Below are 10,598 nucleotides of genomic sequence, written 5' to 3'. Positions count from 1 at the left end.
CGTCGCCTGGGACGGCGAGGCACGAGCCGTGCTCGAAGTCGCCGACGCGGTCAAGGACACCAGCGCCCAGGCCATCGCCGAGTTCCGCGCCCTCGGTCTCCATCCCGTTCTGCTGACCGGCGACAACCGCGCCGTGGCCGAGGCCGTGGCCCGCGCCGTGGGGATCGACGAGGTCCACGCCGAGGTCCTGCCGGAGGAGAAGGTGCACGTCATCGAGCGGTTGCGGGCCGAGGGACGTTCGGTCGCCATGGTCGGCGACGGGGTCAACGACGCGGCCGCCCTCGCCACCGCCGACCTGGGCCTGGCGATGGGGACCGGCACGGACGCCGCGATCGAGGCGAGCGACCTCACCCTGGTTCGTGGAGATCTGAAGGTGGCCGCCGACGCGATCCGGCTGTCCCGGCGCACCCTGACCACCATCAGGGGCAACCTGTTCTGGGCATTCGGCTATAACGTGGCCGCCCTGCCCCTTGCGGCATTTGGCCTGCTCAACCCTATGATTGCGGGAGCGGCGATGGCGTTCTCATCGGTCTTCGTCGTGACGAACAGCCTACGGTTGCGCGCCTTCACGTAATTTCCACAAAGAGATCCAGATCACATGGATTTCAGGGTAACCATCCAGCGGGTTCGTGAGTCTAAGAGTGCGATGCCAAGGATGTCTTGGGGGATGTCCGTCGGAGGGTCTTGGGGGACGCTCCGGGCAAGCGTTGGCCGGGGCACGTGCACCGGGGAGCTTTGAGCGGCCCTCCCGTGCGTACGTACCCCGGCAGATCGCACGAGCAGGACAAGTGAAGAGCGCAGTTCACAGCTAGTCGAGGACGCAGGAGCTCCGGCTCCCACAGACGCCCGGCCGGATCCCGTGGGGGGAATCCGCTCCGGGACATGGGAAGCGCCTCGCTGTCGGCCCGTGGGGGGATCGATGGCGGGGCGCTTCTCTCTGCCGCTCGACGGTGAACACACCGGTTGAACACACTGTCGGCACGCAAATCGCCCCGGACACCGCGCTCTGTGCGGAGGCGCGGTACGCGGGGCGAAATCGACCGGCTTCGGTGGCCGGGTTCGTGCGGGAGGTGCTACGAGGCTCAGCGGGCCTCGACCGGGACGAAGTCGCGCAGGACCTCGCCGGTGTAGATCTGGCGCGGGCGGCCGATGCGGGAACCCGGCTCCTTGATCATCTCGTGCCACTGGGCGATCCAGCCGGGCAGGCGGCCGAGCGCGAAGAGCACGGTGAACATCTCGGTCGGGAAGCCCATGGCCCGGTAGATCAGACCCGTGTAGAAGTCCACGTTCGGGTAGAGGTTGCGCGAGACGAAGTACTCGTCGGAGAGCGCGTGCTCCTCCAGCTTCAGCGCGATGTCGAGCAGCTCGTCGGACTTGCCGAGCGCGGACAGCACATCGTGAGCGGCGGCCTTGATGATCTTGGCGCGCGGGTCGAAGGACTTGTAGACGCGGTGGCCGAAGCCCATCAGCCGGACGCCGTCCTCCTTGTTCTTCACCTTGCGGATGAAGGAGTCGACATCGCCGCCGTTGGCCTGGATGCCTTCGAGCATCTCCAGCACCGACTGGTTGGCGCCACCGTGCAGCGGGCCCCACAGCGCCGAGATGCCGGCGGAGATCGAGGCGAACATGTTCGCCTGCGAGGAGCCGACCAGACGCACGGTGGAGGTCGAACAGTTCTGCTCGTGGTCCGCGTGCAGGATGAGCAGCTTGTCGAGCGCGGAGACGACGACCGGGTCCAGGTCGTACTCCTGGGCGGGGACCGAGAAGGTCATGCGCAGGAAGTTCTCGACGTACCCGAGGTCGTTGCGCGGGTAGACGAAGGGGTGGCCGATCGACTTCTTGTAGGCGTACGCCGCGATCGTCGGCAGCTTGGCGAGCAGCCGGATCGTCGAGAGGTGGCGCTGCTCCTCGTCGAACGGGTTGTGGCTGTCCTGGTAGAACGTGGACAGCGCGCTGACGACCGAGGACAGCATGGCCATCGGGTGGGCGTCGCGCGGGAAGCCGTCGAAGAAGCGCTTGACGTCCTCGTGCAGCAGCGTGTGCTGGGTGATCTCGTTCTTGAAGGCCGACAGCTCGTCGACCTTGGGAAGCTCGCCGTTGATGAGCGTGTACGCGACCTCCAGGAAGGTCGAGCGCTCGGCCAGCTGCTCGATGGGGTAGCCGCGGTAGCGCAGAATGCCCTGCTCACCGTCGAGGTAGGTGATGGCGGATTTATAGGCTGCGGTGTTGCCATATCCGCTGTCGAGCGTCACCAGACCGGTATTGGCCCGGAGCTTCCCGATGTCGAAGCCCTTGTCGCCGACGGTGCTGTCGATCACCGGGTAGGTGTACTCGCCGTCGCCGTACCGCAGTACTACAGAGTTGTCGCTCACGTCATCCCTCACCGACGTAGTGCCTCTTCTTCGAGGTTCCCTGACTGTCTCCACCCTCCCCCATTTGGCTCAGGAGAGTGCACTCGGGGTCGTCCATTGGACCTACTCGCGGCACTGAGTGCCGCGAGCTTACTCATCCTGCCCCCTCGGTTCCGGTTCCGGAAGGGCTGCGTGATGTTTCCCACCGATTTGATCGATCATTTTTCCGCCGATCCTCCGTCCAAGCCCCCTGACAGCCGGTAATCCAACGCCGTACAGCGTCTGCCTGCGGAAACCGTACGGACCGCCTGGCCGATCGCCTGCCGTGAGCCGACCAGCACGACGAGCTTCTTGGCCCTGGTCACGGCGGTGTACAGGAGGTTCCGCTGGAGCATCATCCAGGCGCTCTTGGTGACGGGGATGACGACGGCCGGGTACTCGCTGCCCTGGGAACGGTGGATCGTCATGGCGTACGCGTGGGACAGCTCGTCCAGCTCGTCGAAGTCGTATCCGATCTCCTCGTCCTCGTCGGTGAGGACCGTCAGCTTCTGTTCGTCCAGGTCGAGGGCGGTGACGACGCCGACCGTGCCGTTGAAGACGCCGTTCTCGCCCTTGTCGTAGTTGTTGCGGATCTGGGTGACCTTGTCGCCGACCCGGAAGACCCGGCCGCCGAACCGCTTCTCGGGGACGTTCGGGCGGCCCGGGGTGATGGCCTGCTGGAGGAGTCCGTTGAGCGTGCCCGCACCGGCCGGGCCCCGGTGCATCGGGGCGAGGACCTGTACGTCGCGCCGCGCGTCGAGGCCGAACTTGGCGGGAATGCGACGGGCCGCGACGTCCACCGCGAGCACACCGGCGTCCTCCGTCTCGTCCTCCACGAAGAGGAAGAAGTCCTTGAGGCCCTGAGTGAGGGGCGGTAGCCCGGAGTTGATCCGGTGGGCGTTGGTGACGACGCCGGACTGCTGGGCCTGGCGGAAGATCGTGGTGAGCCGGACCGCGGGAACGGGGCTGCCGTCGGCGAGCAGATCGCGCAGCACCTCTCCCGCCCCGACCGACGGCAGCTGGTCGACGTCCCCGACGAGCAGCAGATGGGCACCGGGTGCCACGGCCTTCAGCAGCTTGTTGGCGAGCAGCAGATCCAGCATCGAAGCCTCGTCGACGACGACCAGATCGGCGTCCAGCGGGCGGTCCCGGTCGTACGCGGCGTCGCCGCCCGGTTTCAGTTCGAGCAGCCGGTGCACGGTGGACGCCTCGGCCCCGGTCAGCTCGGAGAGCCGCTTGGCCGCCCGTCCGGTCGGCGCGGCCAGCACCACCTTGGCCTTCTTGGCCCGCGCCAGCTCCACGATCGACCGGACCGTGAACGACTTGCCGCAGCCGGGCCCACCGGTCAGCACCGCGACCTTCCGGCTGAGCGCGAGCCGGACCGCCGCCTCCTGCTCGGGCGCCAGATCCGCCCCCGTACGCGTGGCGAGCCAGGCCAGCGCCTTGTCCCAGTCCACGTCCGCGAAGGCCGGCAGCCGCTCCTCGGGCGTCCGCAGCAGCCGCTGGACCTGGGCGGCGAGGGCGACCTCGGCACGGTGGAAAGGCACGAGATAGATCGCCGTGACCAGCTCGCCGCCCTCGGGCGACGGCACCTTCTCCCGTACGACTCCCTCCGGGTCCTCGGCCAGTTCGGCGAGGCACTCGATGACCAGCCCCGTGTCGACCTGGAGCAGCTTCACGCCGTCCGCGATCAGCCGCTCCTCGGGCAGGAAGCAGTGCCCCTGGTCGGTGGACTGCGACAGCGCGTACTGGAGCCCGGCCTTGACCCTTTCCGGGCTGTCGTGCGGAATGCCCACCGCCTGGGCGATCTTGTCGGCAGTGAGGAAGCCGATGCCCCAGACGTCGGCGGCCAGCCGGTAGGGCTGGTTCTTCACGACGGAGATCGAGGCGTCCTCGTACTTCTTGTAGATGCGGACGGCGATGGAGGTGGAGACCCCGACGCCCTGGAGGAAGACCATCACCTCCTTGATCGCCTTCTGTTCATCCCAGGCGGCGGCGATCATCTTCGTCCGCTTGGGGCCGAGACCGGGGACCTCGACGAGCCGCTTCGGTTCGTTCTCGATGATGTCGAGGGTGTCGACGCCGAAGTGGGTGGTGATCCGGTCGGCCATCACCGGGCCGATGCCCTTGATCAGACCGGAGCCGAGGTAGCGGCGGATGCCCTGGATGGTGGCGGGCAGGATCGTCGTGTAGTTCTCGACGGTGAACTGCTTGCCGTACTGCGAGTGCGAGCTCCAGCGCCCCTCCATGCGCAGCGACTCACCGGGCTGCGCACCGAGCAGCGAACCGACCACGGTCAGCAGATCGCCCGCACCGCGACCGGTGTCGACGCGCGCGACCGTGTACCCGTTCTCCTCGTTGGCGTACGTGATGCGCTCCAGCACACCTTCGAGGACGGCCATGTTGGGCATGGTGGACATACCCGTGACGGTACCGGGTGGGTACGACAGCCCGTGCGGGAGCGGTCAGGCCGCCACCGCGGTCAGCGAGCGATGGTGCTTCGGGCTCTCGATCTCGTCGATCAGCGCCACCGCCAGGTCCGCGTAGGAGAAGGTGTGCGCACCGTCGGCGGCCGGCAGCACCCGGTGGTCCCCCGTCCGGTACCGGCCGGTCCGCGGGGCCTCGTCGTCCAGGAGGACGGGCGGCGGGGCGACGACGATCCAGTCGATGTCCGTCTCGGCGGCGCGCAGCACGTCGAGTTCCGCGGTGTGCCCCAGCGAGAAGGCCCGCGCCTCTTCGGGGAATCCGGGGGCGTCGTGGACCGCCACCCCAGGGGCGGTCTCCAACGTGGAACCGATCCCCACGAGGACCAGCCGGCCGACCCCGGCGCTGGCCAGGCCGTCCAGCAGCGCGTGCGCCGCGCTCACGTAGAACTCCGTCGACGGCATGTCGAGCCGCCCCGCCGCGTTGATCGCCGCGTCGTGTCCCGCCGCGACCTCCACGACGCTGTCCGCCCGGGTGACATCACCGGCGACCACGCTCACGCCGTCACCGGCCAGATCCCGGTGCCTGTCCGTGTCCCGCACGACCGCGGTGACCCGGTGCCCGCGGGCCACGGCCTCGGCAACCGCGCGCCGTCCGGCGCGCCCGCCGGCTCCGAAGACGACGATCCTGCTGCTCATGGGTTTCCCCTCGCCAAGGCCCGCGGTCCGCCGGCCGGTGAAGCGGACGCTAGCTGCGCACCCCATGGTTTCCGCAACGATAGTTACGTACGCTCGCCCGGGTAAGCCAACCACTTGATCCCGAAATGTTCGCCGGCTGCTCCCATGTCACCTCGCCGTTCCGGATCGGCGGCAAATGGACCCCGAAGATCATCAGGTGTCTGGAGACCGGCCCCCGGCGCTTCGGCGAACTGGAGGTCCCGCTGCGCGGCATCACACCGAAGGTGCTGACGGAGACGCTCCGGTCGATGGAGCGCGACGGCCTCGTCACCCGTACCGACCATGGCGGGATCCCACCACGGGTGGAGTACGAACTGAGCGCTCTGGGCCGCACCTTGCTCGCCCCGATGGCTGCCTGCTGCGCATGGGCGGCGGCGCATCTGCCGGAACTGATGGAGGCGAGGGAGGAGCACGAGGCTCCGATCCCCGCGCCGGACGCGCCTGGCCACTGATCGGCCTGCTCGTCGAGTACGCGCGCCACGGCCAGGGCGGGGACCAATGCCGTGACGAGAGCCGCCGTACGGGCCCGGCCGCCGAAAGCCCTGCCTCTGTGTTTCCCCACCGCCATGAAAGTCACGTCATGGAGGCAGGACTCCCCTACGTGTTCGACCGGCCGCAGTCGTGGGAGGTCGACATGGTGAACGGCGTCGCCGACGCCCACTACCGTGCCTGGCCCGACAGTTGGGCGGACGCGGGAGCCCACGAGCTCACGGTGAGTGAGCGCGAGGGCGGGTTCGCCCAGTGGGAGGGGCTGGGGCTCGATGCGCCGAAGATCGAGCCGGCGACCGACCTCTCGAACATCGACGAGGTGATGGAGGCTGCCTTCCAGGAGCTCCGTTCGAAGGGACTGGACCTGTAATGACCGATGGATCGACGCTCGCCCTGCTGGAGAGTCTGCGTGCGGCCGACTGGTCCGGCGACTGGGATCACGCCTTCGAGCACGCGCAGTCCCGTCGGCTGCTGATGCACGAGTACCTGCGACGGGCCGCGCTGTGGGCCCGGGCGTGCGGCGCCGAGAGCGAATGGCCCTTCTTCGACGTCACGCAGTACGTCGACAAGGACTTCCGGCTCCCGCCGGAGCTCGCCGCGGAGCTCGACGCGTGCCTCAAGAAGGTCGCGTACGGCGCCCGGAAGACCTGCGGGGCCGCGGTACGGCTCGCGGCGCTCCGCGCGCGGGGCGACATCGCGCTGCCCGACCTGCCCGACCTCTACGAGCCGCTGGTCCTCTTCTACGAGCGGGGCGGGGAGTTCGTCCAGGACGGGGCCGGGTTCCTCGACCTGACCGGTGTGTCCGTCAAGCCCCGCGGCCTGCGGAACCACCTCGCGGACCTGCCCTTCCTCACGTTCGACGAGCGCACGCTGGACGCCCTGGACGCCAAGGGCCGGGCCTCCTACCACGTGGCGGCCGACCGTTCGGGGCCCCTCCTGCGACGGCGTCTGCTCAAGGCCGCGGAACAGCACGACGAGGTCTTCACGCCGGAACTGCGCTGGGAGCCGACGGGCCTGCTCCGGCTCGCCGACGAGAAGAGGACCGACGCCGCCTACGCGCAGATCTGTGACATCGAGGCGGCGGAGCTCGTCCAGGCGGCCGTCCGGGATGCCTCGGGCTCCTGACGTGTCGCGGCCGGGGGCTCCCTCGTGGGAGCGGAGCCCCCGGAAAGACGAAACGGGGCCCGGTCGAATGACCGGACCCCCCTCGCTTTCCCCCATGTCAGGGCTTCCCGATCCCCCCAGATCCCTCCCCGGAAGCACCCGACGCCAGATACGACTCGGCTGGGTGCCGAACGGTTGCACGCCTTGACGATCTCTTTGCCTTACCGGCAAATCGCCCTGTCAGCAGGCGTGTTCGGCGTAGCGCGAGGCCACCTCCGCGAGGACTTCGGCGCCGTCGCGGGCCCAGAGGTCCTCGTTGAAGATCTCCACCTCGACCGGGCCGTCGAAGCCGGCCGTCTCGACCAGGGTGCGGAGGGTGCGGAAGTCGACCGCTCCGTCGCCGAGTTGGCCGCGGCCCACCAGGACGCCCGCCGGGAGCGGGGTGATCCAGTCGGCCAGCTGGAAGGAGTGGATGCGGCCGCCGGCGCCCGCGCGGAGGATCTGGTCGGGGCCCTGGTCGTCCCACCAGATGTGGTAGGTGTCGACGACCACCCCGACCTGGTCGGCGGGGAAGCGCTCCGCGATGTCCAGGGCCTGGGACAGTGTGGAGACGACGCAGCGGTCCGAGGCGAACATCGGGTGCAGCGGTTCGATGGCGAGGCGTACGCCGCGTTCGGCCGCGTACGGGACCAGTTCGCCCAGGGCGTCCGCGACGCGTTCACGGGCGGTGTACAGATCCTTGCTGCCCTCGGGGAGGCCGCCGGAGACCAGGACCAGGGTGTCCGTGGACAGGGCCGCCGCCTCGTCGAGCGCAGCGCGGTTGTCGTCCAGGGCGCGGGCCCGTTCCGCCGGGTCCAGGGCGGTGAAGAAGCCGCCGCGGCAGAGGCTGGTGACGGACAGGCCGGAGTCGGCGAGCAGTCGAGCGGTGCGCTCGATGCCGTACGACTGGACCGGGGCCCGCCACAGGCCGACCTTGTCGATGCCCGCCTTGACGCAGCCCTCGGCCAGTTCGGGCAGCGACCACTGCTTGATGGTCTCCTGGTTGATGGAGAGACGGCCGTCGCTCATCGGGTGCCTCCGTTGACCGCGAGGAGAGTGCGCATACGGGACTCGGCCAGCTCCGGGTCGGGGAACAGGCCCAGCCGGTCCGCGAGTTCGTACGCCTTCGCCAGGTGCGGCAGCGAGCGGGCGGACTGCAGACCGCCGACCATGGTGAAGTGGTCCTGGTGGCCGGCCAGCCAGGCGAGGAACACCACGCCCGTCTTGTAGAAGCGGGTGGGCGCCTGGAAGAGGTGCCGGGACAGCTCGACCGTGGGGTCGAGCAGATCGCGGAAGCCCTGGGTGTCGCCCGTGTCGAGGACCCGTACCGCGTGTGCGGCCAGCGGGCCCAGCGGGTCGAAGATGCCGAGCAGGGCGTGGCTGAAGCCCCGGTCGTCGCCCGCGATCAGCTCGGGGTAGTTGAAGTCGTCGCCGGTGTAGCAGCGGACCCCGCTCGGGAGGCGGCGGCGGACGTCGATCTCGCGCTCGGCGTCCAGGAGCGAGATCTTGATGCCGTCGACCTTGTCCGGGTGTTCCGCGATGACCTTCAGGAACGTGTCGGTGGCGGTGTCGAGGTCCGAGGAGCCCCAGTAGCCGTCCAGCGCGGGGTCGAACATCGGGCCCAGCCAGTGCAGGACGACCGGCTCGGACGCCTGGCGCAGCAGGTGGGCGTACGTCTCCAGGTACTCTTCGGGGCCCTGTGCCGCCGCGCTGAGCGCGCGGGAGGCCATCAGGATGGCCTGGGCGCCGCTCTCCTCGACGAGCGCGAGCTGCTCCTCGTACGCGGACCGCACCTCGGCGAGGGAGGCGGGGCCGGTGAGCTGGTCGGTGCCGACGCCGCAGGCGATGCGGCCGCCGACCGCCTTCGCCTCGGCGGCGGAGCGGCGGATCAGTTCGGCCGCTCCGGCCCAGTCCAGGCCCATGCCGCGCTGGGCGGTGTCCATCGCCTCGGCGACGCCCAGGCCGTGCGACCAGAGGTGACGGCGGAAGGCGAGGGTGGCGTCCCAGTCGACGGCGGCCGGCGAGTCGGGGCTGATGTCGGCGTAGGGGTCGGCGACGACATGGGCGGCGGAGAAGACCGTGCGCGAGGCGAGCGCGCTGCCGCCGGGGGCCAGGTCGAGCGGGGTGGTGCGGGGTTCGTACGGACCCTGCGGGAGGTGGATGGTCACTCAGATCAGCTCCGATGCGCCGTGCGGGGGGTGGCTCGTCACAGTGACAGCTCCGGTACGTCGAGACGGCGGCCCTCGGCGTGGGACTTCAGGCCCAGCTCGGCGAGCTGCACGCCGCGGGCGCCGGCCATCAGGTCCCAGGTGTACGGCTCGTCGAGGACGATGTGGCGCAGGAAGAGCTCCCACTGGGCCTTGAAGCCGTTGTCGAAGACCGCGTTGTCGGGGACTTCCTGCCACTGGTCGCGGAAGGACTCGGTGACCGGGAGGTCGGGGTTCCAGACCGGCTTGGGGGTGGACGAGCGGTGCTGGACGCGGCAGTTGCGCAGGCCCGCGACGGCGGAGCCGTGGGTTCCGTCGACCTGGAACTCGACGAGCTCGTCGCGGTTGACGCGGACCGTCCAGGAGGAGTTGATCTGCGCGACCGCGCCGCTCTCCAGCTGGAAGACGCCGTACGCGGCGTCGTCGGCGGTGGCGGCGTACGGCTTGCCCTGCTCGTCCCAGCGCTGCGGGATGTGCGTCTGGACGTGTGCCTGGACGGTGGTCACCCGGCCGAACAGCTCGTGGAGCACGTACTCCCAGTGCGGGAACATGTCGACGACGATGCCGCCGCCGTCCTCCGCACGGTAGTTCCACGACGGGCGCTGGGCCTCCTGCCAGTCGCCCTCGAAGACCCAGTAGCCGAACTCGCCGCGCACGGAGAGGATCTCGCCGAAGAAGCCGCCGTCGATGAGGCGCTTCAGCTTCAGCAGGCCCGGCAGGAAGATCTTGTCCTGGACGACACCGTGCTTGACGCCGGCCGCACCGGCCAGCCGGGCCAGCTCCAGGGCGCCCTCGACGTCCGTGGCGGTGGGCTTCTCGGTGTAGATGTGCTTGCCCGCGGCGATCGCCTTCTTGATCGCCTCGACGCGGGCCGAGGTGACCTGGGCGTCGAAGTAGATGTCGATCGTGTCGTCGGCGAGGACCGCGTCGAGGTCGGTCGACCACTCGGTCAGGCCGTGCTTCGCGGCGAGCTCCTCCAGCGCGTGGGCGCGGCGGCCGACCAGCACGGGCTCGGGCCACAGCACGTCCCCGTCGCCGAGGTCGAGGCCGCCCTGCTCGCGGATCGCGAGGATCGAGCGCACCAGGTGCTGCCGGTATCCCATGCGACCCGTGACGCCGTTCATGGCGATGCGCACTGTCCTGCGTGTCACGAAACTTCCTCCATACAGCTGTAGCAAGCGCTTTCTATCCGAGATGACGCTAGCCTG

10 protein-coding genes are annotated in these 10,598 nt (G+C 69.4%); 4 read left to right on the top strand and 6 right to left on the bottom strand.

Annotation, left to right across the window (positions count from 1 at the left end):
• Positions 1-574 (top strand): HAD-IC family P-type ATPase (locus IE107_RS27925; RefSeq protein WP_189547108.1); only part of this gene is annotated, 574 nt, incomplete at its 5' end.
• 508 nt (positions 575-1,082) lie between these two features.
• On the opposite strand, the gene IE107_RS27920 is transcribed toward IE107_RS27925, so the two are convergent.
• From IE107_RS27920 to IE107_RS27910, 3 genes are all read right to left on the bottom strand, one after another.
• On the bottom strand, positions 1,083-2,372 hold the full coding sequence (locus tag IE107_RS27920) for a citrate synthase (protein WP_189547107.1): 1,290 nt from the start codon (positions 2,370-2,372) through the stop codon (positions 1,083-1,085).
• Positions 2,373-2,569: 197 nt separating this feature from the next.
• The gene (gene recD2 / locus IE107_RS27915) at positions 2,570-4,801 is read right to left on the bottom strand and encodes an SF1B family DNA helicase RecD2 (RefSeq protein WP_189547117.1); all 2,232 of its coding nucleotides are present in this window, start codon (positions 4,799-4,801) and stop codon (positions 2,570-2,572) included.
• Positions 4,802-4,855: 54 nt separating this feature from the next.
• Positions 4,856-5,512, bottom strand: coding sequence for an NAD(P)-dependent oxidoreductase (locus tag IE107_RS27910; RefSeq protein WP_189547106.1), 657 nt, complete (start codon positions 5,510-5,512; stop codon positions 4,856-4,858).
• Between the two features lie 125 nt (positions 5,513-5,637).
• Between IE107_RS27910 and IE107_RS27905 the strand changes: the two genes are divergently transcribed.
• The 3 genes from IE107_RS27905 (at position 5,638) to IE107_RS35330 (ending at position 7,165) form a co-directional block, all read left to right on the top strand.
• On the top strand, positions 5,638-6,003 hold the full coding sequence (locus IE107_RS27905; protein ID WP_189547105.1) for a winged helix-turn-helix transcriptional regulator: 366 nt from the start codon (positions 5,638-5,640) through the stop codon (positions 6,001-6,003).
• 128 nt (positions 6,004-6,131) lie between these two features.
• On the top strand, positions 6,132-6,410 hold the full coding sequence (locus IE107_RS27900) for a hypothetical protein (RefSeq protein ID WP_189547104.1): 279 nt from the start codon (positions 6,132-6,134) through the stop codon (positions 6,408-6,410).
• On the top strand, positions 6,410-7,165 hold the full coding sequence (locus tag IE107_RS35330) for a hypothetical protein (protein ID WP_229867291.1): 756 nt from the start codon (positions 6,410-6,412) through the stop codon (positions 7,163-7,165). The genes IE107_RS27900 and IE107_RS35330 overlap by 1 nt, the downstream gene beginning before the upstream one ends.
• 219 nt (positions 7,166-7,384) lie before the next feature.
• Here IE107_RS35330 and IE107_RS27890 read toward each other — a convergent pair whose 3' ends face one another.
• Genes IE107_RS27890 through IE107_RS27880 form a run of 3 tightly spaced genes read right to left on the bottom strand, consistent with a single transcriptional unit; the run spans position 7,385 to position 10,541 of the window.
• Complete coding sequence (locus tag IE107_RS27890; protein ID WP_189547103.1) at positions 7,385-8,212, bottom strand: sugar phosphate isomerase/epimerase family protein; 828 nt, start codon at positions 8,210-8,212, stop codon at positions 7,385-7,387.
• Complete coding sequence (locus tag IE107_RS27885) at positions 8,209-9,351, bottom strand: dihydrodipicolinate synthase family protein (RefSeq protein WP_189547102.1); 1,143 nt, start codon at positions 9,349-9,351, stop codon at positions 8,209-8,211. The genes IE107_RS27890 and IE107_RS27885 overlap by 4 nt, the downstream gene beginning before the upstream one ends.
• Positions 9,352-9,389: 38 nt before the next feature.
• Positions 9,390-10,541: a Gfo/Idh/MocA family protein gene (locus tag IE107_RS27880; protein ID WP_189547101.1), complete on the bottom strand. Its 1,152-nt coding sequence runs from the start codon at positions 10,539-10,541 to the stop codon at positions 9,390-9,392.
• Positions 10,542-10,598 lie beyond the last annotated feature (57 nt).

Source organism: Streptomyces gelaticus, assembly GCF_014649535.1.
Lineage (GTDB): Bacteria > Actinomycetota > Actinomycetes > Streptomycetales > Streptomycetaceae > Streptomyces > Streptomyces gelaticus.
Note: the sequence above shows the minus strand (reverse complement) of the source record. Positions and strands in the feature narration are given on the sequence as shown.

Coding starts and splice junctions, on each gene's coding strand:
- IE107_RS27890 (WP_189547103.1), bottom strand. CDS start 8,212: ATGAGCGACGGCCGTCTCTCCATCAACCAGGAGACCATCAAGCAGTGG.
- recD2 (WP_189547117.1), bottom strand. CDS start 4,801: ATGCCCAACATGGCCGTCCTCGAAGGTGTGCTGGAGCGCATCACGTAC.
- IE107_RS35330 (WP_229867291.1), top strand. CDS start 6,410: ATGACCGATGGATCGACGCTCGCCCTGCTGGAGAGTCTGCGTGCGGCC.
- IE107_RS27910 (WP_189547106.1), bottom strand. CDS start 5,512: ATGAGCAGCAGGATCGTCGTCTTCGGAGCCGGCGGGCGCGCCGGACGG.
- IE107_RS27905 (WP_189547105.1), top strand. CDS start 5,638: ATGTTCGCCGGCTGCTCCCATGTCACCTCGCCGTTCCGGATCGGCGGC.
- IE107_RS27900 (WP_189547104.1), top strand. CDS start 6,132: ATGGAGGCAGGACTCCCCTACGTGTTCGACCGGCCGCAGTCGTGGGAG.